At 37.3% G+C, this 25233-nt stretch carries 26 protein-coding genes; 6 read left to right on the plus strand and 20 right to left on the minus strand.

The genetic code is table 11. The features are described from left to right. Positions 1–189 precede the first annotated feature (189 nt). The 7 genes from trxA to recQ all read right to left on the minus strand — a co-directional run bounded on the left by trxA (position 190) and on the right by recQ (position 10784). Positions 190–507: a thioredoxin gene (gene trxA / locus H6F62_RS08345; protein ID WP_137906974.1), complete on the minus strand. Its 318-nt coding sequence runs from the start codon at positions 505–507 to the stop codon at positions 190–192. A 170-nt stretch (positions 508–677) separates the two neighbouring features. After that, complete coding sequence (locus tag H6F62_RS08350) at positions 678–1976, minus strand: dihydrolipoamide acetyltransferase family protein (protein WP_190371795.1); 1299 nt, start codon at positions 1974–1976, stop codon at positions 678–680. Positions 1977–2213: 237 nt separating this feature from the next. Further along, entirely contained in the window at positions 2214–3797 is a 1584-nt protein-coding gene (locus H6F62_RS08355) for a cyanoexosortase A system-associated protein (RefSeq protein ID WP_162501172.1), read from the minus strand. Positions 3798–3807: 10 nt separating this feature from the next. Continuing rightward, positions 3808–4578 carry an HpsJ family protein gene (locus H6F62_RS08360; protein ID WP_190371796.1) on the minus strand — a complete coding sequence of 257 codons (771 nt, stop codon included), beginning with the start codon at positions 4576–4578 and terminating at the stop codon, positions 3808–3810. Between the two features lie 561 nt (positions 4579–5139). Continuing rightward, complete coding sequence (locus H6F62_RS08365) at positions 5140–5589, minus strand: YlqD family protein (protein ID WP_137906978.1); 450 nt, start codon at positions 5587–5589, stop codon at positions 5140–5142. 167 nt (positions 5590–5756) lie between these two features. Further along, on the minus strand, positions 5757–7742 hold the full coding sequence (locus H6F62_RS08370) for an AMP-binding protein (protein ID WP_190371797.1): 1986 nt from the start codon (positions 7740–7742) through the stop codon (positions 5757–5759). A gap of 852 nt (positions 7743–8594) precedes the next feature. Further along, positions 8595–10784 carry a DNA helicase RecQ gene (gene recQ, locus H6F62_RS08375; RefSeq protein ID WP_137906980.1) on the minus strand — a complete coding sequence of 730 codons (2190 nt, stop codon included), beginning with the start codon at positions 10782–10784 and terminating at the stop codon, positions 8595–8597. Positions 10785–11055: 271 nt separating this feature from the next. Between recQ and H6F62_RS08380 the strand changes: the two genes are divergently transcribed. Further along, the gene (locus H6F62_RS08380) at positions 11056–11565 is read left to right on the plus strand and encodes a DUF29 family protein (protein ID WP_190371798.1); all 510 of its coding nucleotides are present in this window, start codon (positions 11056–11058) and stop codon (positions 11563–11565) included. Between the two features lie 30 nt (positions 11566–11595). Here H6F62_RS08380 and H6F62_RS08385 read toward each other — a convergent pair whose 3' ends face one another. Beyond that, positions 11596–14304 carry a HEAT repeat domain-containing protein gene (locus H6F62_RS08385; protein ID WP_242025935.1) on the minus strand — a complete coding sequence of 903 codons (2709 nt, stop codon included), beginning with the start codon at positions 14302–14304 and terminating at the stop codon, positions 11596–11598. A 135-nt stretch (positions 14305–14439) separates the two neighbouring features. Beyond that, on the minus strand, positions 14440–14892 hold the full coding sequence (locus H6F62_RS08390) for a hypothetical protein (protein WP_190371799.1): 453 nt from the start codon (positions 14890–14892) through the stop codon (positions 14440–14442). A gap of 153 nt (positions 14893–15045) precedes the next feature. On the opposite strand from H6F62_RS08390, the gene H6F62_RS08395 reads away from it, so the two are divergent. Beyond that, the gene (locus H6F62_RS08395) at positions 15046–15330 is read left to right on the plus strand and encodes a DUF427 domain-containing protein (RefSeq protein WP_137906983.1); all 285 of its coding nucleotides are present in this window, start codon (positions 15046–15048) and stop codon (positions 15328–15330) included. Positions 15331–15392: 62 nt separating this feature from the next. Here H6F62_RS08395 and H6F62_RS08400 read toward each other — a convergent pair whose 3' ends face one another. Next, positions 15393–15824: a molybdopterin-binding protein gene (locus H6F62_RS08400; protein WP_137906984.1), complete on the minus strand. Its 432-nt coding sequence runs from the start codon at positions 15822–15824 to the stop codon at positions 15393–15395. 110 nt (positions 15825–15934) lie between these two features. Beyond that, entirely contained in the window at positions 15935–16708 is a 774-nt protein-coding gene (gene hisA, locus H6F62_RS08405) for a 1-(5-phosphoribosyl)-5-[(5-phosphoribosylamino)methylideneamino]imidazole-4-carboxamide isomerase (RefSeq protein WP_137906985.1), read from the minus strand. A 3-nt stretch (positions 16709–16711) separates the two neighbouring features. Here hisA and H6F62_RS08410 point away from each other — a divergent pair, with 3 nt between their 5' ends. Beyond that, positions 16712–17053: a hypothetical protein gene (locus H6F62_RS08410; RefSeq protein ID WP_190371800.1), complete on the plus strand. Its 342-nt coding sequence runs from the start codon at positions 16712–16714 to the stop codon at positions 17051–17053. Here H6F62_RS08410 and H6F62_RS08415 read toward each other — a convergent pair. Together H6F62_RS08415 and H6F62_RS08420 are read right to left on the minus strand one after the other, a co-directional pair. Next, a complete protein-coding gene (locus H6F62_RS08415) occupies positions 17039–17329 on the minus strand; it encodes a DUF3593 domain-containing protein (RefSeq protein ID WP_137906986.1) in 291 nt (96 codons plus the stop codon). The genes H6F62_RS08410 and H6F62_RS08415 overlap by 15 nt on opposite strands. After that, on the minus strand, positions 17326–17661 hold the full coding sequence (locus H6F62_RS08420; protein ID WP_137906987.1) for a DUF2499 domain-containing protein: 336 nt from the start codon (positions 17659–17661) through the stop codon (positions 17326–17328). The genes H6F62_RS08415 and H6F62_RS08420 overlap by 4 nt, the downstream gene beginning before the upstream one ends. 26 nt (positions 17662–17687) lie before the next feature. Between H6F62_RS08420 and csaB the strand changes: the two genes are divergently transcribed. Together csaB and H6F62_RS08430 are read left to right on the plus strand one after the other, a co-directional pair. Then, on the plus strand, positions 17688–18734 hold the full coding sequence (csaB, locus tag H6F62_RS08425) for a polysaccharide pyruvyl transferase CsaB (RefSeq protein ID WP_137906988.1): 1047 nt from the start codon (positions 17688–17690) through the stop codon (positions 18732–18734). Between the two features lie 52 nt (positions 18735–18786). Continuing rightward, positions 18787–19365, plus strand: a complete 579-nt coding sequence (locus H6F62_RS08430) for a Uma2 family endonuclease (RefSeq protein ID WP_137906989.1) — start codon at positions 18787–18789, stop codon at positions 19363–19365. On the opposite strand, the gene H6F62_RS08435 is transcribed toward H6F62_RS08430, so the two are convergent. Further along, a complete protein-coding gene (locus H6F62_RS08435; RefSeq protein WP_162501173.1) occupies positions 19339–19497 on the minus strand; it encodes a hypothetical protein in 159 nt (52 codons plus the stop codon). The two genes, H6F62_RS08430 and H6F62_RS08435, sit on opposite strands and share 27 nt — an antisense overlap. Positions 19498–19512: 15 nt before the next feature. After that, entirely contained in the window at positions 19513–19722 is a 210-nt protein-coding gene (locus tag H6F62_RS08440; protein ID WP_137906990.1) for a hypothetical protein, read from the minus strand. 152 nt (positions 19723–19874) lie between these two features. Between H6F62_RS08440 and H6F62_RS08445 the strand changes: the two genes are divergently transcribed. Beyond that, complete coding sequence (locus tag H6F62_RS08445; protein WP_137906991.1) at positions 19875–20108, plus strand: hypothetical protein; 234 nt, start codon at positions 19875–19877, stop codon at positions 20106–20108. A 219-nt stretch (positions 20109–20327) separates the two neighbouring features. Here the strand turns inward: H6F62_RS08445 and H6F62_RS08450 are convergent, their stop codons facing one another. The 5 genes from H6F62_RS08450 to lpxA all read right to left on the minus strand — a co-directional run bounded on the left by H6F62_RS08450 (position 20328) and on the right by lpxA (position 25144). Next, complete coding sequence (locus H6F62_RS08450) at positions 20328–20789, minus strand: hypothetical protein (protein WP_242025937.1); 462 nt, start codon at positions 20787–20789, stop codon at positions 20328–20330. 98 nt (positions 20790–20887) lie between these two features. Further along, positions 20888–21679 (minus strand): endonuclease, encoded by a 792-nt coding sequence (locus H6F62_RS08455; RefSeq protein WP_190371801.1) that lies wholly within the window; start codon positions 21677–21679, stop codon positions 20888–20890. 51 nt (positions 21680–21730) lie between these two features. Further along, a complete protein-coding gene (locus tag H6F62_RS08460) occupies positions 21731–22978 on the minus strand; it encodes a DNA cytosine methyltransferase (protein ID WP_190371802.1) in 1248 nt (415 codons plus the stop codon). Positions 22979–22990: 12 nt separating this feature from the next. Continuing rightward, positions 22991–24148: a lipid-A-disaccharide synthase gene (gene lpxB / locus H6F62_RS08465; protein WP_190371803.1), complete on the minus strand. Its 1158-nt coding sequence runs from the start codon at positions 24146–24148 to the stop codon at positions 22991–22993. A 180-nt stretch (positions 24149–24328) separates the two neighbouring features. Beyond that, positions 24329–25144: an acyl-ACP--UDP-N-acetylglucosamine O-acyltransferase gene (gene lpxA / locus H6F62_RS08470; protein ID WP_137906994.1), complete on the minus strand. Its 816-nt coding sequence runs from the start codon at positions 25142–25144 to the stop codon at positions 24329–24331. Positions 25145–25233 lie beyond the last annotated feature (89 nt).

Genomic DNA, 25233 nt, shown 5'->3' on the forward strand with positions numbered 1-25233 from the left:
ACCAAGAGGCAAAGGAAGAAATAGAGTGAAAACTGCTGTAATAAGCTGTTACGCAGCTAAATTGATTGTACAATTATAATCTGGCTAAATCTTGTGGTGCGGGCATCTTGCCCGCTATAACTATACAAATTAAATGCAGTACAGCTTAGAGAGACGCAGAATTTCCCATCTCTAATTTGGGAAACTATACTAAAGCCGTGATTTCAGGTGTTCTACTAGCTGTTGTGCTTCCATAACACCTTCAATTCTGCCCACGGGTTGACCTTGTTTAAATAGTACCAAGGTTGGTAAAGCTGAAATTTGATACTGACTTGCTAGATTTCCATACTTTTCTGTGTCAATCTTGACAATCCGTAATCTGTCTTTTAATTGGTTGTTGACCTGTTCTAAAATTGGTACCATCATTTGACAAGGGCCACACCATTCAGCATAAAAGTCTACTAAGACGGGTAAATCTGAACCGGATAGCATTTCTTCAAAGCTATTGAATTGTTTTTTGGTTGTCATAACACACGCTAATTTTTAATTAATAGTTTGTTTTTATGTTAGTTCTTAGAATCTGGAATTTGTATATGTTTATATTTTTTATAGATCCCCGGTGTAGTCACGAAAACCCAGCCCTAGCCCCTCCCCGCAAAGGAAGGGAACTGGATTACCAATAATACCAATAATAAGTATTACATCGTCAAAGATTGGGGATTGGTTTCAATCAACTTCGCTAAGTCTTGCAAGAATCCAGCAGCATCAGCACCGTAAATAATGCGATGATCACAGGTAATAGTAACTTGCATTTGTTGACGCACAGCAAATAACCCGTCGGCTGTGGCTACTACTTGGGGACGTGATGCACCAATGGCTAAAATAGAACCTTGTCCAGGAGGTAAAATCGCATCAAAGGTATCTACACCAAACATTCCCAAGTTAGAAAGGGTGAAAGTACCGCTGTTATATTCTGCTGGTTGTAACTGTTTTGTTCTCGCGCGTTCCACTAAAGATTTCCAATTGCGAGATAAAGAATAGATGTCAATTGCATCTGCATTCTGTAAAACCGGTGTAATTAATCCGCCGTCATCCATGGCGACTGCTACGGAAATATTAATATGAGAGTGATTAACAACGCCCTGGTCTGAATAACTGGCATTAAGAATGGGGTGTTTTTGTAATGTTACGGCTACAGCTTTGGCTAGTAGTGCCGTCATTGTCACACCTTTGGATTTAATTTGCTTGTAAAGTTTATCTAATCCATCGGTGCTGATTGTGTAACTAACACGGAATACAGGTACAGATAGACTGGCTACCATGCCGCGAACTACGGCATTTTGCAAGGTAGTGAATGGTACTACTTGACCAGGAACAGAACTAGTAACCACCTGTGTGGGTACAGGTGTGACTACTGGGGCTGGGGCAGTTACAGGGGCAGGGGTGACAACGGGGGGAGTAACAACAAGGGTGGTAGCGGGCTGCACTTTACCGACAACAACCTCTATATCTTCAGCGACAATGCGACCGTAAGGACCACTACCTTTAAGGGTATTTAAATCAACTTTCAGTTCTTTGGCTAGTTTACGGGCGCGAGGTGAAACTACTACCCGACCTGGTTGATGGTTAGAACCATTTTGAGATGTGGTGACAGGAGTGGCAATTGCAGCAGCGGCTACAGGTGTGGGGGCGGGTGCGGAAGATGCAGCAGCGCCGCCTGCGTTAGCTAAGGACTTGGCTGTAGGTATTTCTGCTTCTGTTTCGGCAATATAAGCGATCGCTGCGCCCACTGGGGCGGTTTCACCAGCGGCAACGATGATATGGGCTAGATATCCTTCATAAAAGGTTTCTACGTCCATATCAGCCTTATCTGACTCGACAACCACCACCGTTTCGCCTTTTTCCACTTTATCCCCCGGCGATTTGACCCAGGAGACAATTTTGCCCTCGGTCATGGTGGAACTCAGCGCCGGCATAAATACTTCGTTAATGCTCATAATGGTGGTTTCAGAATCAATAAATAATATATGGACTTTAATTTATGGATTCTAACAGTTTTGTGGTCAAGTTGGTGATTTTTTGCCAAAGATAAAAATCCGTTTTTTACATCAAACTTAACCAACTATGTCATAGTCAGCGATTCTGAAATCCTTAATTTTTTATGATAGTTCTTCCTTGTCTTTTCTACTCTAACATATTTAAAATCAATTGTCAACCCCCTCCCATCTTTTGGTCTAGGTTTTCAACTTAGGGAAATTATCCTGCCAATAGGATAATAAAGCCTGCCAAACAGCCTCCAATTCAGCCCCACTACCATCAGATTTAGCCAAGGAAAGTTGCCCCCAGACACAGCGTCTGTCACGGGGAGTCTGTTTACCGTTGAGGAGATTCAACCATTGAGAGGGATTGAGGTAAGGACGATAAAAATAGGCAGTGAATTGAGATATTGTGACTGTACTTTTTCCCATGGAATTAATGCAGGCTGTTAAATAGTGGTTTTCCCCAGAGGAGAACTGTAAATGATGTCCCTTAGGGTTAACCTTTTCCAGAGGCTTTATTAGCTTAGGTAAATCAGGTAGATAACTAAATTGCTCATAGTAGGATTGGATATCCCCTAAACTAGAAGGTATGTAGTATAAATTGACAGTTAAACTCTGTCCAGAGCTTTGGTAATGATAAATTTGTCCTGATAATATTTCTTGCTTGTTATCAGCTTCAATACCTGTAGTCTGTTGCGGGAGATTATTCTGTTTTTGAGATCCAGAAACAGGTTCACTAGTGGTTAATTGCCAACCGGGGAGAGGAATTTGCTGGGGAAAATGATAGACAGTGGCTTTACTCAAGCCAGCACTGGTATGGAGAGAAAAATTAGATAAAATGATGCTCAAACTAATACCTATGATTAAATTTGAATAAGATAATGGTTGGGATTTATGAGATGTAACTTTTGACAGTGATGATGGAATTTGATGATTAGGTGATAGCAAGAGAATAATAAGCCCAAACAATAGGAACGAGAGTAAAGCAAAGATATCACCACCTTGAGAACCATGCCAATAATTAAATGCAGGTTTATCTGTAACTACAAGGGCGATAATAGCCAACCGGATAACGGAACAAACCCCACTAATAACCACTGAGAGGATAAAGGGCAAATAAATATTTTTCAGGAAAGAGGGAAAAAGAATGATTAACAGAAAAGAAGCTTTTAATAGCAAGATTAGAAGTGGTATTGCTGTACATTCTGACAAAACATCAATTGTCCCATTATTAACAGAAACAAGAGCGCCTTGAGTAGTGGAATCAAAGCCCAAGTACCATAAAAGAAAAGAGGTGAATTTAGCAGAAATGACTGTAATCTTAATTAGCATTCCCAATAATTTTACCAAGATTTCAACCAAGGGAAATATGGCAGTAATTACTAAATATCGGCGAAATTGTTTAATTCCCTGAAATCCCGATGCCAATAAAGCGAAACCTACGGAAGTGATTAACGGCAGAAAATACCAGAAAATAGAGATTTCTTGGACTGAAAAATTTGCATTGAGGTAGGGAATGATGATCAAACAACAACCAATAAAATTAGCTGGAAATACACTAACCAAGGTGAGATCATAGCGTTTCTGGTAAAGATGCCATAGGATACTTCCATATAGTGTTAGTTCCAAGAACCATTGATTGAAATTTTGTTCAACTCGCCAATAAAGTGTGAGGTTAATTGCAGAAATCAATCCAAAGATGAATAGGAGTAGGAAAGTATGATTTGATAAGTTAACTTTCCTGAATCTTTCTATTTTACGTTTGATTGTTAACATCATCTGTAACATTTTAAAAAACCTGTCCTATTTTGAACCAAACAATCACAAAGGTAAAACTAAGAATGAGAAGAGCAATAATTGTTCTAGAACTATTTTTCCATCTGCTCCTAAATTGTTGTCTCTTGGCTTCATTTGCCGCTTCGGTAATTCTTGTTTTACCAATGAGTAAGTTTCGTTTAATTGAATCTTTGATCTGAGGCTCTGGTAACTTTAATTCCTCTGGGGTCAGGTTGATATTCCTACCAAGAATTTGGATTTGTGCTTTGGTAAGACCAGAATTGAGACCCTTTTCGATTTGAGCTATTTGTTCAAGATTGCCCTTTTGCTGTTCAATTATTTGCTCATTTACTGATTTTAATAAACGTCCTGTATTTACAAAAACCAGGGGAATTGCTATGAAAAATGCGACTCCCATCAATAGGATTACCCAGCGAATAATTCTTTGAAAAATAATTTCTGGATAGCGGATATCATATTGATTTTCGCTAAAATAGCGAGTAAAAATCAACCCCAAACCAATCAGAAAAATCCAACTGTGTTCAGTGAACGCGCTAATGGAATTAAGTTCACTTTCAAAGTTTTGCAGTTTAAGCTCCGCAGCAACAGAGATAAAGTCTATGAATGACATAATTACAAGACCATAACCGATGATTGGTAATAGACCAGTTACATCACTGCTATTTAAGGATTTCCCACTCAACTTAACTCGACTGAAAAATTTGATAAAATTTCTGACTAAAGAGAAAAAGAAGAAATTAATACTTTCTCTGATATTATTCATTTAGGTTAATGTTCCTTTTCTAGAATAGGTTAGTTACAGGTGTTGATCTGGTGTAAAAAAGGTGATAACCCATGGGATTGCTGAGAAGGTGTTTGAAAAGTCATGATTGATGTATCAAATATTTTTGACACCTCCCTAACCCCCCTTAACGGGCAGTAAAAATGTGATTAAAATTACAGGATACGACTTTTAAAACATCCTCTTACGCAAGTGTTACACCAAAAATGTATTGTAGGGTGCATCAGACTGCAAAAATCTGGCAAATAAACGGATTGTTGATATCTGATGCACTTTACCAATGTGCCAGTTACATAAGTTCTGGTATTGTTTACTCACTGATAATAACTATATAGTTATGTACCGCTGATGAACATTCCAAAATTACCACTTTTTCGTATCTAAAAAAAAGCCATTATTGGTGGTATAATTAAGTTTCTCTGCTTTATACCCACTCAAACTACATCTCACGTTAAATTACTCAGCATTAATCCCCTAATCTATCATCCTCTTGAACAAAAATACCCTACTTCTTAGGGAGGTGGGGTATTTTTAGTATCATGTTTAGATGTCTCCGCGAATTTCTTCGACAATGCCGTCACGAAGGACAACTTCAACCTGCATTTTACTAATTAAGTTATCACCAATTTCAATGCGGAAAAAGCTTTCCAATTGAAATTGATTGACTTCTTCATCTAATTCCAACAATTGTACTTGCTGGAGGTTTTGCAGCATTTGATTTTTCTGTTCTAGAAGTTCACTTTTCTTTTGATTAACTTGGAGTTGAACGTTGTCAATTTGTTGGAGTGTCTGAGGTCCTGGTGGTTGAAGACTCTGTTTTTGAATAGCGGTAATTGCTCTTTGCCCTTCAATATCTAATTGTTGCAGTTGTTGGTCAATTTGATTAATTTGAACTTGTAATTGCTGGTGTACTTCCTCTTTCCAGAGAGGGGTAACTATCGCTTTCACATTAATCGGGCGTTTTAAAAGCAATTGAGGGTTGGAAACATCCATAAAAATTGTCCGTTCACTCTTCAATAGTTTGTAGTATGGAGATGAGTTCAGTTAGGAGACTGATACTATGTTTTCAGGAATGGAAAAAATATTTTTTTTCTGTTTCCTGTTTCTCCAATGGTTTCTGAAATCTGAAAGTTGGTAAAAACAATTTGCGATTTCGGGAATTATTTGGCAAACATTCCGTTAATAGTATCGCCATATCGTTCCATCACAATGTGACGACGAATTTTCAAAGTTTGTGTCATCATGCCATTTTCAATTGAAAACTGTTCCGAAATTAGTTTAAATGGTCCAATACGATCATCGGTTCGATAACCGGGACGGTTTTGAACTTCACGATTTAATTCTTGACGAAACAGATCCTGAACTATTTTACTCTCTAAGTCAATTTTTTGACTATCATTTATTTGATTTTGGATCTGATTTTGAGTTTCTGCCCATTTTGCTAAGGCTTCTGAGTTAGGGACAATTAAGGCACCAATACTTTTTTGATCTTGTCCTACTAACATAATTTGGTCAATATAGGGCGATCGCAAACAAGCGTCTTCTATGGGCTGAGGTTCGATATTTTCGCCGTTGCTTAAAACAATCGTGTCTTTTGCCCTCCCTGTTAATACTAGGTCATTTTGGGGCGTTACCCAGCCTAAATCACCGCTATCAAACCAACCTTGGGGGTCTATGGCTTTATTGGTGGCTTGAGGATTTTGATAATAGCCTTGCATGATTTGTGGTCCTTTGAGAAGGACTAAACCCCGTTCCCCTGCTGGTAGAGGTTGACGAGTTTCCGGGTTGACAATTTTCACTTCTGTACCAGCAATTGGTTGTCCCGAAGAACCACGTAAATTACGCCAAGGACGACGAGCATTAGTTACTGGTGATGTTTCTGTTAACCCATAACCCTGTAATATCTCAACACCAACAATTTCAAAGAAGTTATCTATATGTTTGGGAAGCGCCCCACCTCCACTAATAACGTGCTTGATTTTACCGCCTGTTGCTTCTCGTACTTTGTGATAAACTAATTTTTCCCCTAGTATATGAATCGCTAATAATGCCAATTCGACTATTTTGGCTTGAAAACGCTCTATCATTCCAGCATTAATGTGATTTAAACTCAATCCCTGGGAAATACGCCGTGATTCAATATATTTCTGGCTGATTTCTAGCAAAAACTTCACCAAGCTTTGTTTTTTGGCTGGTTGTTCTCGGAATTGCTTTTGCACGCCTTCATAAATTGATTCCCATAGTCTTGGGACAGCAATCATATAATTGGGTTTAAATTTCTTTAAATCTCCTTTAACAGAACGCAAATTAGTGTAAATTTGGCTACAACCTTGAGAAAGCAAGAAATATTCACCGCTGCGTTCATAACTATGCCATGTGGGCAAAATACTCAGGACTGTATCCCCTTTTTCTGGTTGCACAATCGTTCCCAAGGTTGTAACTTGATGTAGTAAATTTTTATGGGAGAGCATTACACCTTTGGGTTTTCCCGTAGTACCAGAAGTGTAAATTAATGTTGCTAAGGTTTCTGCACTATACTTATTTGCTACTAATGTATGATTGCTACCAATTTCTAGTAACTGGGAAAAGTTGACTACTGGAAATTTTAGTTCTGCGGGTGGTATTTCGTCAGAAAGTATAACTACCAGTTTAATCGCTAATTCGTTCAGGCGTTCCCCTAATTTATTTAAAGTTTTGAGATCCTCAACTACTAAAGATGTACTGCCACTATGGGAAATAATATAAAGTAACTCTTCTCGTTCCGCTTGAGAACTACGAACTGCATTTACAGCCCCAGCAGTCATGATACCTTGGTCCGCAATAAACCAACGCGGACTATTATCCGCAATCAAGGAAACTCGTTCTCCGTAGGGAAGATTTTCGCTATTATTTGTATTTACGCCTAATGCTTGTAAACCCGCTGCAAATTGGTTAATTTGTTCTGTAAGCTGACTATAAGTAATTTTTACTTCTGGTTGAGAATGGGGGTTATACAAGGCGATAATATCACCAAATCGCTTGGCAGCCAAAGGCCAAATTTCCGGTAATAACTCTACATTTGTGTAATCTACTAAACTCTGTAATGCAAGACGTTCTCGTTCAGAAATGTTGGTTAAGAAAGAAGTTGCAGGTTGATTATTTGTCATAAATGCTATTGTTAAATGCAATTAATCATGGTAGTTCAGATTCAGTTTACATATTAATTGATAAAAGTTTCTGTTGGTTTCTATCTACAAAATTCTATGCTAAACTGATTTTATATAGACTAAATACTATGGTTAAGTCTTCGTGCATTGCCTAATGTTGCCATATATTTTAGTATTTTTAACTAAAACGTTCTGATGTCGTTTCGCCTGGGGGTGATTCCCTATAGATGTGATGGATGTATTATTGCTGACAATCATTAACGCTGGGGCTTGTTTAACTTTGCCTAAGCTATTATCTATGGTTTCGGTTCGTAAACCTAAACAGTCTCAACCATTGTCCGTCGCCTCCACTTGTAAACCCGCCAAAGAAATAACTAGTTTCCCTTATTGTACAACCTACACCTTAACGGGTAGTCAGTTCTGTAAGTTCAGACCGCGTTTTTGTTCTCAGTGTTCTCTTAGCTAAAGGGAATATTGGTGAGTAGTAGCAGTCCTTGTGTTATTTGTGAATATCTTTCTTTTTTCTCTGCGCTCTTCATAATTTTAGATCAAAACATAAACTTTCACAAATTATACAGGATTGCTATTCATAAGCAACAAGGGAATGGGGAACTTGCGGGTAAAAAGTATTTGATTTACTTATGTAATATAAAAGATATTTAAAAACTAGAAGTTGCTCAAAGCTAGTGTTTGTAAGGCAAAATAGAGATGTAGTTATCAAAGATAGTTATAAGGGAAGGTTATCTATGACTTTAATTCAGGGTATATTGCTCACGTTAATGAATGCTGCTATTTGTTTGTTTTTGCCTAAACTGCTATCTCTAGTTTTCTCTACAAGAAATAGCGGAGAAACTAAAAGTCAATATCATCTTGAGTAGATTTATGTTTTTCTCGTCGCCACTTCGCCCTAACTAAACGAATTTCGTCAAAACTGTAGCTTGCTCCTAAATTTTCTCGAAGGGGTGTGAGGGAAATATCACCAACAATTTCTAAAATTTGCCAGATTTTTTTCTGACGTTCTAAAGGTACTAATTGACTGATATCTAAAGATTGTTTTTTCTCAATTAAATTGGAGAGATGATTGATAATTGTACCAGTTTTAACATTGCGTTTTTGGGCGATTTCTTCAATACTAAAACCCTGATTATATAACTCTAATGTAGTTAATTCTGTATCAGATGGTGAGTCAGAATAGAATGAAGAATTAACTCGATTAATGGGATTTTGTTGTAAGCCTTGTTCTTGACGATAGGCCTGAATTTCTGCTAAGAATTTTTCGCCATATTGAGATAGTTTATAACTAACAACACCGGAAATTTTACCAAATTCATCTAATGTTTTAGGTTGAATTTGTGCCATTAATTTGAGGGTAGAATCTTGAAAGATCATGTAGGGTGGGATAGCTTGTTCATCTGCGAGTTGTTTACGAAGCGATCGCAATTTTTGAGTTAAAATTTCCACATCTACAGGTTTATTATTTCCATCTTCCCAAGTCATTTTTTGCGCTATGGGAACAGCAATAGAAACTGGTCGTTGTTTTCGCATCACTTCCCAACTTAAAGCATTGAGTTTTAAAATTGAATAACCGTCGCTAGTTTGTTCTAATAAACCTTGATGTAATAGTGATCTTCCTAGCATTCTCCATTCGTCTAATGTTCTATCTTTACCAATTCCATAGGTAGAAAGTTGATCATGTTTATTAACGACAATTTTCTGATTTTTCGCACCTCTTAATACATCAATGATATGTAACATTCCAAATCTTTCCTTACATCTAGCTACACAAGATAAAAATTTCATGGCTTCAATTGTCCAATCTTGTACAGGTTTAGGATAACGACAATTATCACAATTACCACAATTTCCCGGAAATCTTTCCCCAAAATAACTTAATTGAATTGTGCGTCTACAGTCTGTCCCCTCTGCATAATCTATAACTTGTCTTAATTGCTGTTTAGCTATTAATTGTTCTTGAGGATCGGTTTTTTGATTAATACTCCATTCTATAGTTTTAATATCACCATAATTAAAAAATAATGTACATTTAGAAGGTTCATTATCTCTACCAGCGCGGCCAGATTCTTGATAGTAACTTTCTAAATTTCGAGGTAAATCCGAATGAATCACAAACCGGACATCAGGCTTATTAATACCCATTCCAAAAGCAATTGTCGCTACCATGACCCGCACATCATCCCGAATAAATCGAGTTTGATTTTTCGTTCTTTCTTCATCACTTAAACCAGCATGATAAGGTAAAACTGAAACTTGATCATTTTGTAATTTTAAAGTTAGTTCATCAACTTTTTTGCGAGTTAAACAATAGATAATTCCTGAACCTTCATTTTCTTTAACAATTTCTAATATTTCAGCGTAAGCACGGTTACTTTTAGAACGGACTTCATAATAAAGATTTTGGCGGTTAAAACTGGCAATATGAATACTTGGTTGTTTTAATCCTAATTGTTCAATAATATCGGCTTTAACCCTATCTGTAGCGGTAGCAGTTAGTGCAACCGTCGGTACATCTGGATAACGTTTTCTCAGTAGTCTTAATTGCCGATATTCTGGACGGAAATCATGCCCCCATTCTGACACACAATGGGCTTCATCTATGGCAAAGGTAGAAATTCCCACTTTTTCCTTAACTACGTCTAAAAGCGGCAAAAATCGCTCGCTAATCAAACGTTCAGGAGCAACATAAAGTAATTTTATTTTACCATTCATGATCGCTTCTTCACGAGAGCGAACCTTATAAGCATTCAGGCTACTATTGAGAAATGTGGCAGAAATGTTATTAGTTCTCAGTGCTTCTACTTGATCTTGCATTAAGGCTATTAATGGTGACACTACCACTGTTAAACCTGGTTTTAAAAGTGCAGGTAGTTGAAAGCACAGAGATTTACCCCCACCGGTGGGCATAATTACCATTAAATCACGATTTTGTAGGGCATCTTCAATAATTTGCCTTTGTCCAGGACGAAATTGATCGTAACCAAAATGATGTTTTAGGGCTTGTTCTAAGTGGGGGTACTGAAGCATGGTAGATGGTTGTCGCGTGTCTGAGTTGTGATGAAGATATTAAAATTTTAACGCACCTTGGGGAATGGGGAACGCTAGAATTTATAGATAGGAAAATGTCAGAATCAGGATATCCAGGATAAAAGGATTAACAGGATGAAAATAGGGATTTGATAACCAATTACTGATTACCCATTAGCAGCCTTAACTAGATATGTACCAATATGGGTTATTATAGAACATCAAAAGTACAAAATCAACTAATAACTGCTACCAAGTAAGGTCAATAAACATGACGCAAGAATTAATGGAATTAAGACAAAGTATCTTAGAAGGGCGTTATGATGATGCCTTGGAAATTATTGATGATTTGGAGGATATGAGCAAACAGGGAACTTTGCGAAAAATAGAAGCTTTTTTAGTGAGGTTGGTTATTCATCTGATTAAAAATCAAATTGAACAGCGTTTAACTAATTCTTGGATTGCTTCAATTTCTGATTCTGTGATTCAAATTGCCAAATTGAATATTAAAGATCATCAAAAATCCTATTATATTAAATCTGATCAATGGGGTGAATATTTAGCAGAAGCTCTAGAAATGGCAATTCGTCCCGCTAGTGCGGAGATTTTTGGTGGGACTTTAAAACCGAGTCAAGTTTCTCAAAGATTACAAGAAAAAGAATTAATTGATTTTGCAGAAAATCTTTTGTTGTTAACTTATGAACATCAACCTAAAGAGTTAGCAAAGATGATTGATAATTATTTAGCACAATTACCAGGAGGTGAAGATTGGTTTGAGTAATTTTGGTAAAACTAAGAAGTTTTTCTATCTCTAGAAAATACTATAGAAAATGTAGAAAATGTTTTTGACAGTGCGGAATAAACGAGTAAAAGAGGAAGGTTGATGCCAAGTCTGATAAAATTCTGGATAAAGCATATTTTGAGCGATTTTCCCAATGAGTTGATAATGTTCATCAGTTAGCTGATAAGCACTCATGGCTTTAATTACCATAGGTTGATCACCAACGCCTATTTTCCCTAAGCTATCAGCCGCCCGCCTACGGGTATATTTATCCTGTGATGTGTTGATTAATTTTACCAAAGCTGCGATCGCATCTGCATTACCAACGCCTATTTCCCCTAAGCTATCAGCCGCCCGCCTACGGGTATATTCATCCTGTGATGTGTTGATTAATTCTACCAAAGCTGCGATCTCATCTGCATTACCAACGCCTATTTTCCCTAAGCTATCAGCCGCCTGCCAACGGGTAGATTCATCCTCTGATGTCTTGATTAATTCTACCAAAGCTGCGATCGCATCTGCATTACCAACGCCTATTTCCCCTAAGCTATTAGCCGCCCGCCTACGGGTATATTCATCCTCTGATGTGTTGATTAATTCTACCAAAGCTGCGATCTCATCTGCATTACCAACGCCTATTTCCCCTAAGCTATCAGCCGCCCGCCTACGGGTATATTCATCCTGTGATGTGTTGATTAATTCTACCAAAGCTGCGATCTCATCTGCATTACCAACGCCTATTTCCCCTAAGCTATCAGCCGCCTGCCAACGGGTAGATTCATCCTCTGATGTCTTGATTAATTCTACCAAAGCTGCGATCTCATCTGCATTACCAACGCCTATTTCCCCTAAGCTATCAGCCGCCTGCCAACGGGTAGATTCATCCTCTGATGTCTTGATTAATTCTACCAAAGCTGCGATCTCATCTGCATTACCAACGCCTATTTCCCCTAAGCTATCAGCCGCCTGCCAACGGGTAGATTCATCCTCTGATGTCTTGATTAATTCTACCAAAGCTGCGATCTCATCTGCATTACCAACGCCTATTTCCCCTAAGCTATCAGCCGCCTGCCAACGGGTAGATTCATCCTCTGATGTCTTGATTAATTCTACCAAAGCTGCGATCGCATCTGCATTACCAGGGTCTATTTTCCCTAAGCTTTCAGCCGCCGACCTACGGGTATCTTCATACTGTGATGTGTTGATTAATTTTACCAAAGCTGCGATCGCTTTTTGCCGGTCTGTTTCTTGTAGGGCTACATCTGCTTGATCATGAATATTACTAACACTCTTATCGAATTTCCAATTAATAATCTGCTTGACTATTTTATCTGCTTGAGAACAATGTTTAAATTCGGCTATGCCCCCAGCAGCTAAAAAATAGGCTCGATATCCATAAAAACCTTTACCCTGATATTTTACACAGCCATCTTGAAAATTTATCAAAGCTTGAATAAACGACTCTTTTTCACTTTCATCTACATCTTCACGGCCCAGCCATAACAATATGGTTTGTTTCCACTGAGGTTCAAAAATGCGGTATTTTTGTGCCTCTATGGGTTTATTTTTATGGGTTTTCGGTAAGAAGAAATCCCAATCATTAATTGCTGTTGCTGCCAAATATTCTTGAAATGAGGTATGGAAAAAAGCATAAACAGGTTTTTCTTTTATATCTGTGCCAATCCGATTAAGCCAACCTAATTTTAGGGCTAATGTTAGTTTATCATCACCTAAAAACTTTTTAACGAACCCATCCAGCAAGCGGAAACGAGAGGTTGCTTGATCTATTGCTTCCCTTGCTAATTTACCTAAATCAGTAATCAGTTTTTGACGTTGTGTTTCGCTTATTTGCGCGAATTCATCTTGTTTCCATCCGTTAAAATTATCAACTAATTGCTGATAAAATTCTGCTTGTGTATCTGGTAACTTTGCCTCTCTTCCTTGCCAATTTAAACAAAGTAGTGTTAACCGCAGAGGATTTTTAACTAAATCTTGAATCCGTTCTCTACCAGCTTCTTTTAAAGTCTTACATAACATTCCACCCGCTTCTTGTTGAGAAGTAAACCAGTTATTAATAAACTGTTCTACCTGTTCAGGATAAGAAAAATCTAAAGTTCTATAGGTATCAAAATCATAAAGTTTATTGTTACCACCATCCCATAAATTTAACCGACAAGTTAAAACTATTCGCGCTTGATTAATATATCCACCGTCCTGAATTTGTCCAGCAATATCTGTTAAGATATTACCGGAAACAGATTTTGTAGACATTTCATCTAAACCATCTAATAATAACCATACTTTGTCTTGATTAAATTGGGCAATAAAATCATCTTTAATGTCTTTTGTAATTTCTGATATTTTACTTCTCTCAACAGCATTCCGTAACCAAATTTTATCTAAATAATCTCTTAGTTTTCCATTTTCTAACTCTGCTAAAGATACCCAAATAATAATTGATTCTGAACTTTCCCGAGATAAATAATCAGCAATTTTTTGTAGTAATGTAGTTTTACCTGCTCCCGGTTCACCAATAATCGTAATGCGTTTACCTTGACTTTTTTTAGTATCTTTCTTGTGAAAAACTTGGGTTAAAAATTCATTATGTTCATATTTTTGAGTTATTTCTGTCTCTTGATAAAGTGCTGAACCTTGTTCTGGAGGAATATTTTGATTATGATCGTGTTTGGGTTGTTTTTTCCGTTCTACTAAACCCATTTCTATATAAATATCTGGCAATTTAAAAGTTACCCCCTCAGCGCAAGTAAGGGGATTTGTGGTTAATTTTTGCCGTTCTTGCAACTTTTCGCGGCAGATTTTTTTCCAGTCAATGGGGGGTAACTTTGTCCGACCTTCCCCTTCAGACGAGTTTAGTCAATTGTAATGATTATGTTGGTTAGTAATATTAACGTTTTGGGCAACAGTTGATCCTTTTTCTGCGTTTATTATTTCTGCCAATTTTGTATTATTATTAATAACTGAAGGGTGATTTTTAATTTCTTCTGCTTTCTTTTTAATTTCTTCAGCAGTCTTTGAGGTATCAGTATTCACTGAACTTTCCAAATCTAAAACCGCTTGTTTAATTTCCTCGTCCTGCATAGCTTCTGTTAATTCTTTTACAGCTTGATCATAATGTAATTCCTGGACTTTATTTTCGTCCACAGCCGCAGTTAATTGTGGTGCTAACTTCTTCTGACGTAACTTATTGATTAATTGATTTACTCTTCCCCAGATCATATCACCAGTATTTTCACCTATCTTTTCCAGAGATTTCATGCCTATTGTAGCAATAGCAGTTGCAATAGCTGTAGTTATTATCAATTCCATAAATTTAATTTAAAGTAAGTTGGATACTAAAAATCAAGGTTGTTTTGGCTGTGGAAAGGCTGTTTTTAGCTGCTATCCTCAGTTTCTCGCCAATACTAACACAATTCCCCTAAAAAATGTCAGAATATAAATTGTTAACTTTTTTCAACTCAAATCATGAAAGCAATTTGGAATGGTGCTATTCTAGCCGAAAGCGATAATACCGTAGTTGTGGAAGGAAACCATTATTTCCCTGCTGACTCTATCAAGAAGGAATATTTTCAAGACAGCAGCACCCACAGCACTTGTTCTTGGAAAGGAGTTGCTAATTATTATAGTATTCAAGTTGATGGTCAAGTTAATAAAGATGCTGCTTGGTACTATCCTAGCACCAAAGAGAAAGCTAAAAATATCGAAGGTTATATTGCTTTCTGGAAAGGTGTAAAAGTAGAAGTTTAGTACACAAAAATATCCCGGACTTCTCCAAGAAGTCCAATATCTGAATTTTGAAACCAGTCTTTCTAATCCTTTGCAATGACAATATCATTAGATTTAATCACAGCATAGGCTTCCGTCCCTTCAGATAATTCTAACTCCTCTGCGGAAACTCTAGTAATCATTGAAGTTAATTCAACTCGGTGAACAATTTCTAAGGTTATTTCCGTATTTATAGTTCCTGTGGTGACTCGTTTCACAACTCCCTTGAGAACATTACGGGAACTGACTTTTAATGGTTTCTTAGCACTAACAATTTCAAATTCAGAGTTGTTAATTTCTGGTTTTTCCTGGATATTTGATAATGATAATGGTGATGAATATTTCCTAAGTCCCCGGACTAATTCCCGTAAAATTTCTGTTTTCGTACGTTGGGAATTTTGACAAAATTCTTCTAAAATCTGGCGTTCTTCTTCAGATATTTGAAATGTTACCCAACCTTGGCTTTTTCTTGGCATAAAACTACTAACTTATTGACTAATTATAACTAATTTAATTGCCAGGTTTAGACCCCTGACTTCTCAGAGAATTTAGGGATCTGGGGTGAAACTCTTAATATAGTGTGATACTAAGCAAAGCTAGAAATACCAAAATCTGGTGGTATATCTTGTATTCTCCCCGGTCCAATGGCCTGTAATCCTTCTTTGAGGATAATATTACCAGTATACAAGGCTTTACCCACTATCACACCTGTTACACCTTGGGGTTCTAAAGCTGATAAACTTAATAAGTCAGTAACAGAACTTACACCACCAGAAGCAATTACGGGTATGGAAATGGCCGCAGCCAGTTCTCGTAATGCGTCTAAATTTGGTCCTTGTAATGTTCCGTCTCTGTTTATATCAGTATAAATTATCGCTGCTGCCCCTAATTCCTGCATTTGTACTGCTAGTTGGGTGGCTAATACTGATGAGGTTTCTAACCAACCACGAGTAGCAACTAAGCCGTTACGGGCATCTATACCAATAATAATCTTTTCAGGAAATTCTTGACAGAGTTCCTGGACTAGTTGGGGTTGTTCAACCGCGACAGTTCCCAGAATTGCCCAATCTACTCCCAGATTGAATAATTCTACCACACTGGAGCGATCGCGCAATCCGCCCCCAACTTCAATGGGTATGGAAAGATTATTTCTAATGGCTGCAATGGCGGCCAAGTTAACTATTTTACCAGCTTTTGCGCCATCTAAATCAACTAAGTGTAATCTGGTCGCGCCTTGGTCAGCCCACATTTTCGCAACTTCTACGGGATTTTCGCTAAATACTTGGGATTGTGCATAGTCTCCTTTATATAGTCGCACACAGCGACCTGCTAGTAAATCAATTGCGGGTATTACTTCCATAATTTGTCCGTTCTCCGTTGTCCGTTAACTGTCACCTGTTCCCTGTTCCCTGTCACCTGTTCCCGTGGCGTAGCACCTGTTCCCTGTCCCCGTGGCGTAGCACCTGTTCCCTGTCCCCGTGGCGTAGCACCTGTTCCCTGTTCCCGTGGCGTAGCACCTGTTCCCTGTCCCCGTGGCGTAGCACCTATTCCCTGTCCCCGTGGCGTAGCACCTGTTCCCTGTCCCCGTGGCGTAGCACCTGTTCCCTGTCCCCGTGGCGTAGCACCTGTTCCCTGTCCCCGTGGCGTAGCACCTGTTCCCTGTCACCTGTTCCCTGTCACCTGTCACCTGTCACCTGTTCCCTAATTCCTGTACTGCTTGGCGGAAGCCTAAGACTAGTAAGATGTTAGCCAGGGTTAAAAAGGCTTCTGCGCTGCCATGTAACCAGTCTACATTGGCTAATTGTTCTCCATACTGCACTTTGGCGTAAATACCAGCGGGAATAGTGACGGCGACAAATACCAATGTGCCGTAAAATCCATATAGGGCTAACCGTGGCATTTGTGGACTGCGGCTGATAAACCACAGGAAACCCAAATAGGGAAAAAGAGAAAGGGCAAAGAGGGTTTCTTTTGATATCATTGTTGTGATTTGATGGTTTGTGTCTTCATGGGGCTTGTAGGTTTGGTAGAACGCCAAATTATATAAGCTGCCGCCCAAAGGGTAAAGTTACCAACTAATGTCATGGTAGCTTGTAAGGTGACTAACCATTCTAGGGTTTGGGAATTGTCGAAATAATGCCAAGTACAAGCACACATTGCGCTAATTAAAGCTGGTAACATAGCAAAGGACAATCCCCACCAACTCCGATTTTTTGTCAGTTCACCATATATCCAAATTAGCCATATTGCGGTTATCCACTCAATGACGCTGGAAATATGAATTATCCAGGTGGGAATTGAAAGTACGTGCATAATTAATCTAAAATCTAGAATCTAAAATGGCGAAAATGCGGGTTTTATTGTCTGGGTATTACGGTAAGGGTAATGGTGGTGATGAAGCTTTGTTAGCCACACTCCTGCAAATGTTACCACTAGATGTTACTCCTGTGGTGCTTTCTGGAAATCCTGAAGAAACCCATCGTCATTACGGTGTGGAATGTTACAATCGTATGGCATTTTTCTCCGTCTTCAAGGCTTTGCGTTCTTGTGATGCTTTTGTTTGGGGTGGTGGTAGTTTAATGCAAGATGCTACTAGCACTATTAGCCCTTTTTATTATGGCGGATTGATGGCTTTAGCTCAAGTTATGGGTTTGAAAACTGTGGCTTGGGGACAGGGTATAGGTCCTTTGTTGCGTTCCCAAACTCGATTTTTAGCCCAGCAGAATTTTGCGGGTTGTACTCAAATCAGTGTGCGCGACGTTGCTAGTTCTCGGTTATTATCAGATTGGAGTATACCCCATATCCTTGCCCCTGACCCGGTTTGGGCGTTAAAATCAAAGCCAGTACCGGAACTAGCAGAGTTACCAAAACCGAGAATTGCGGTGACTTTAAGAAATCATCCTCAATTAACAGAAAATCGGTTAACAAATTTAACTCAAGCCTTAGTTAATTTGCAAAAAGAAACTCAAGCCTTTATTTTACTATTGCCATTTCAAAAAAGTGAAGATCTAGGAATTGCGGAAAAAATTCATACTCAATTACAAGATGTGAGTAGAGTTATTTGTTCCGAAGATCCACAAATTTTAAAAGGTGTATTTCGCGGTGTAGAAATGTCCATAGGAATGCGTTTACATAGTTTAATTATGGCAGCTAGTGAAGGTTCTCGTTGTTTTGCATTGAGTTATGATCCTAAAGTCAATCATTTAATGGAAGATCTAAAAATACCTGGTTGGGATTTAAAAGATTTACCAGAGGATGTAGAGTTAATTAGTAAAACTTGGATTGATTATTATCATCATGGTGAATCCTTGTCAGATACGAAAATTCAATCTTTAGTAAATGGAGCTTTTTTACATCGGGATTTGTTAAGTAAAGTGTTAAAATGAAATTGATTCTATAATTTAGTTAAGGTTGATATCATCCTCAAGGAGATTGATTATGACAGCTATCACAGTCAACTTAAACCCCATTATCCAACTTACCGAAAACCAATTTTATCAACTCTGTCGAGAAAATCCTGAAGTCAAATTTGAACGCAATACCAAAGGAGAAATATTGATTATGTCACCAACAGGAGGAGAAACAGGAAAACGTAATGTGGAAGTTGCAGCAGATTTTGTGTTTTGGAATCGTCAAACTAAATTAGGAGTTTGTTTCGATTCTTCCACTTGTTTTAAACTTCCCAATGGTGCAAATCGTTCTCCTGATGTTGCTTGGATAAAAAAAGATAGATGGGATACACTGACACTAGAAGAACAGGAAAAATTTCCACCAATTGCTCCAGATTTTGTTTTAGAATTAATGTCACCCAGTGATAGTTTGCCAGAAACACGGGCAAAAATGCAGGAATATATGAATAATGGAGTTAAATTAGGTTGGTTAATTAATCGGAAAATGGGTCAAGTTGAAATTTATCGTCTTGGTAAACCAGTAGAAATATTAGACTTTCCTCAAGAATTATCAGGTGAAAATATTTTACCAGGATTTATTTTAAATATGGAAATTATTTGGGGATAGAAAGGTTTTCCCTAAAACGGCTAAGGTGCGTAAACCTTCAGGTGTTTCATGAAGCCTTGTCAAATCATCAGCATATTTATCTAGTTGTTCCGGTGGGATACCTGTACGGACAATTACAATTTCGCTGCTCATATTATTATTGAATCTTTATAAAAGATGAAAGTGTTCAAAAGCTTCTCTAATTAATGGCAATCTATCTGGAGGACAAGGATAAACTCTTGGTTTTCCTTGAGAACTGCGTTGAGATGCTTTAATTGCAAGTCCTAACTGTTCTTTAGCATGAGCAATCCAACAGGTTTTAACTGTTACCTGATGTTTAGTTTTGATGTAATCCTGGAGTTGCTTGTAAGTAGTCATACTTGAGAATTGATATTACCTAAGATGAAGATATTAAAGAAGATATTAAGATTTTAACGCACCTTGGGGAATTGGCAGAGGGATAGTAGTTATAATTGCAGAAGGGGCTATTTCATCGAAATCAGTCGGGTAAGCTTACTACAGCTTTAAGTATGAGTATAAACACACAATTTCAAGCTAAGGTAAACAACGGCAAAATTGAAATTCCCGTTGAGTATCAAGAACAAATATGCAGCGCCGAAATAGTGCAAATCGTGATTTTGCAACCTGCACCAACACAGAAACACTTTCCACCAACGGGTATTATCGCCCAGTTAACAGCAAATCCCATGCAAATATCAGGGTTCAAGCCACTCACCAGAGAGGAAGCAAATGAGCGCTGGTGAAATGATGCGATGTTTTATTGATTCCAATATTTGGCTATATCGCTTTATATTAAATTCCACTGATTCCAGTGCAATACAAAAGCAGAAAATAGCTACAAGGGTAACAAGTCAAGAAAACTTAATTATTACAGGACTTACGCAAAAAGAACCGAAAGTAGGGGTAATTCATGAATTACCCCTACACAAGAATAAGGTGTTCAGCCACATCTTATGTAAGTCCTATATTAGTACGCAAGTTATTAATGAGGTTTGTGCGAATTTAATTCGTAAAGCAGGTTGTGAACATGACTTAATTATTGAAAATACTTTAAATGAAACGTTTAAATTTGGCTGATAATTATCTTGAGGATATATCCAATTTTGAAAAAGATACTGAAATATATTACCAGTTATTGTCTCACGAGGTAAATAACTTTTAATCGTTGGTTGTACAGCGATTCCCATAACTATAGCCATAAAGAAATAGCAATAACTTATATCTAAACTATTTTTTTCTTTTTCTATTGCATCAAATACTGTGATTAAAGAATCTTCTAAACTTATTCCCTGAATGTTTTTCTCTTCATATAATTCTGCATAGGAATATGACTGAATTATCTCTATGACTAAACGTAAAGAATCAGGAATTTCAGCAGATAAAATGAGAGGAGACTTTTCAACTTCACATAATATGAATGTCATAGTTAATTGCTACGGATAAGGATGTGTCCAGTAGATAGTTACTATCTATTCTTTTGATTGTGAAATTCAACAAATTTAAGATTGAATATAAATCTTGATCATGTATAATTCCTATAATTTTGTAAATCGGTTTCAGAAATTTGATCTGCTGGAACAAACTTGTAATGTTTTTCCTGTACGATTCTTACCTCACCTTCATATATCGTCAATTCAAACATAGCAATAAGAGCGTTTTTCATAAACTGTGCTGATATGGAACGACAAATTAAATTGGGAAATTTTTCAAAACAGTAACTAATATCTTGTTTTGTTTGTACTATAGAAATTTGATCATTACCTGCTTTCGCTTGAACAGGTACTATAAATTGCATACCATTACTATTAACACCTACATAAACTTCATCTATTTCTATTTGTCCAATACCTTTAACATGAGTTCTCAGGTGATTTTGCAAAGAGTATGCTGTTACACTCAGAAATATATCTATTAGGCGATTATAACGGATTTTAGTTAAAAGAGCTTGTTCATCACCTGACATATATTGATTAATAATTTCAGGTGTAGCATCAGGTATTTTAATTGGTATTAAATTTAGGTTGGGAATAATGCGATTAATTTTCACAAGTCTAAAACAATAATTACCCGTACCATTTAATTCAATTATCCACTCTAAACCTATAGGAGCAGTATCTGTAATAACTTTAGGTAGTGGTTTTCTAAATCTAAAAGCATAAAGAATATCTCCTAAATTCTTTGCAGATTGAATACCCAAATCTTTCGCTATCTCTGGAAGTTCATTACGATTAAATTCAAAATAATCTAATCCTACTTGGTAATAGCGTTGAAAAATTCCAATAATAACTGAGTTATATAAACCTTCTTTCATCATGGTGATTCCTTGGTACTAAATAATTAGCTGTATTAGCTAAATGCTAAATCTTCATTTTTTCCTAGTTCTCGGTTCTATAACATGAGGGTTTACTCCAAAATATTTCGCTGCTGCTGACATATCAAATCTTAATAAATTAATATCCCCTAAATCTTTAATACCTTGAGGTTGAGACGATTTGATATCTAAAACTTGAATAATTTCCTCTGCGACTGCTTGCGCTAAAAGCGGAGGAACAGAATTACCAATTTGTCGAAAACCATGCCATTTTGTGGGATGAAATCTAAACCAATCAGGATAAGAATGTAAACGCGCAGCTTCCCTAACCGTAATACATCTGGGAATAAAAGGATGTATGGGACGAGGAGAAGTAAATGCACCTTTATTACTAGGTGTTCCCGCTCTTAAAGTATTACATAAACCATGAGGATCAAGTTTATGAAAACGACTGATTGATTCAATTTTACCATGGGGTGTAGAGGCAAATCTTTCCATAGATTCGGGTGAGTGTTTACTTCTTAAACTTGATGTGAGTAAATTATGATCATACTGACGTTGATAGGAATAGTTATTTTTGACAATTTCCAGATTACGCAGTTTTTTAGCATAATTACTAGGGTTACTAAATTCAGTAATTATCCAATCTTGTTGATATAATTCTGGATAGTTTTCTATGACTGGTAAATCTTGTAAAGCGTCCCAAACTGTCGGAGATTTTTGACCAGGGAATGTAATTTTTTCTGGATATTTGGGTAATTCTATATTTTGACGTGAACCGAGTAAAAATAACCTTTCTCGATTTTGTGGGACTCCATAATTAGCTGCATTTAAAACTTGATAATTTGCATTAACTTGATAACCACTTTCGGAAAATTGATTAATGATTTCTGCAATAAATTCTTTATGTTTCCCGACTGTCATTCCTTTGACATTTTCCAATACAAAAAACTTAGGTTGTAATTCTCTAACCAACCTAATAAAATGGAAAACTAAAGAGTTTCGGGGATCATCAAAAGAACGTTTTCCCATTAATGAGAAACCTTGACAGGGTGGACCACCAAATACTACATCAATTTCTTGATTAGCAATTTGAGAACTATTCCTAATTTCTTCCCCTGTTGTCTCTTCCACGCTTTTACATAATACAGTCCAAAAAGGAAAATTAAATTGATGAATTGCACAATGAATTGGGTCTATTTCCACAGAAGCAAGGACATCAAACCCAGCTTGTTCAAAGCCTAATGTCATCCCTCCTGCACCCGCAAATAAATCAACTGCTATTGGTCGTTTTTTGGTCATTTTAACTATTATCTACTTTTTCATTGCTAATATTTCCTTTGCAGTGCGATCGCACACTCCCAATTCTCCCAAAGAATAGCGCATTTCTTGATAATCTGTCAAGGTTTTTTGTCTTTTTTGACAATTTAATAATAATTCCATAGCAGCTTGAGTAATATTCTCTGTTGTGGCTTTTTCCTGTAAAAATTCTGGAACAATTTCCCGCATGACAACTAAATTTACTGGAGAAGCAAAGGGAATTGAACCTTTAAGAATATGACGTGCAATCCAAGCTGTAAGGGGGTGTAGACGATAAACTACAACTTGGGGAACATTTAATAATGCTAATTCTAAATTCACAGTTCCCGATTTAGTAATTGCAAAATCAGCCGCTGCAAAAACTTCTCTTTCTTTACCTAATACTACCGTAGCTTGCAAACTATAATCTTTAATTGCTGCTGTAATTGTATTTCTAAATGTTTCCAAAGATAGAGGAATTAAAAAATGGACATTTGGTAAATTAGATTGAATATTTTTAGCCGCTGCAAAAATAATTGGTAACAGATATTTTAATTCTTGATGACGGGAAGCTGGTAACAAAGCAATGGTAATTTCTTCCTCTTTAATTCCTAATTTTTCCCTAGCAATTTCTCGACTGGGTGCATTTGCCATTCTATCAATTAAAGGATGTCCTACCCAACAGACATTTGCCCCATTTTGTTGATAATACCGCGCTTCTTCTGGGAAAATTGCTAATAGTTTATCTGTAAAACCAACAATGCGGTTGGTATTTTGAAAACTCATTGACCATACCCACTCTTGAGGAGCAATATAATAAGCAACAGGAACATCAGGTAAATTTTCCTTCATGTAAGTCCCAATTCCCAAATTAGGACCCATATAATCAATTAGTACCACCAAATCAGGGGGATTTTCTTTTAAATAAGCGATCGCACTCCGTTGTACTCTTAATGTAGGAATAACATAAGGCAAAGATTCAATCAAACCCATTGAACCAATACCACTGGTATTACCTAAAATTTTCGCCCCAGCTTGGGCCATTTTCTCCCCACCCAAAGCTACAATTTCTAAGGTCAACCCAACAGCCACAGCTTGACGCTGAAGCGCTGCAATTAATAGCGAACCCTGTAAATCTCCAGAAACTTCACCAGTACTAATAAATATCCGCATTTTAGATTTTAGATTTTAGATTTTTACTTACTTTTCTATTTTTTTTATTATTCTTCTTTTCTTCCTTCGTGTCCTTTGCGTCTTTGTGGTTTTTTAAAACTTTATTCTTTCCACCAAAACAGAGTCACTAATCAATTTTGAGGACGGGAAAACCCCGCCCCAGATTTGATTTCCTATTCATTATTCATCAATGACTGTTTTTTTGCCTTTTCCGGGAATTAACCCTCGTCTTCCCGGCATTTGGGAAAGTAGCAAAAAACGGCGAAGATGTTTTAATTCTTCCGTATCTCCCAAATTTTCCAACTCTTGTAAAGCATCTTTAAACAGCAAATCAGAATGATAAAGCAGACGGAAAGCCTTTTTAATTAATTGAAAATCGCTAACAGCCATCCCTGAACGTTTTAATCCTACCAAATTGAGCGATCGCACTCTTGCAGGATTTCCCTCCACTAACATATAAGGAGGTACATCCCTATCAATACGTGCCATACCGCCTATCATTGACATTCCCCCAATATGGACAAATTGATGCACACCTAAAACACCGCTCAACCTAGCTCGTGATTCAATATGTACATGACCTGCCAATGCTACAGAGTTAGCAATAATCACAGAATCTGAAATCTCACAATTATGACCTACATGAACATAGGCCATTAATAAATTGCCATTACCGATAATTGTCGCTTCTCCACGTCCAGTAGCGCGGTTAATCGTTACGTACTCCCGGATAGAATTATTGTTACCAATTCTTACCCAAGTCGGTTCTCCCAGGTATTTGAGGTCTTGCGGCTGCATACCGATAACGGCGCCGGAAAAAATCTGATTTCCTGTACCAATTTCACAAAGTCCCTCTAGGACAACGTGAGAGCCAATTACAGTATCTGCACCAACTTTAACATTCTCTCCTATCACAGCATAAGCACCGACTTGCACTGTTGGGTGGAGTTTTGCGTTAGCATGAATGACAGCAGTTGGATGAATAAGTGTTTTCAAAGGTGAATCTCCCAAATTAAGTGCTTTTTTATATCCAGTATTTCAGTGAAGAAACTTGTCGGGTAAAGTAAGTTATGTGTGAGGGCGAA

Origin of the sequence: Anabaena sp. FACHB-1391, from assembly GCF_014696755.1 — a bacterium.
In the GTDB taxonomy this organism is placed as follows: domain Bacteria; phylum Cyanobacteriota; class Cyanobacteriia; order Cyanobacteriales; family Nostocaceae; genus Dolichospermum; species Dolichospermum planctonicum.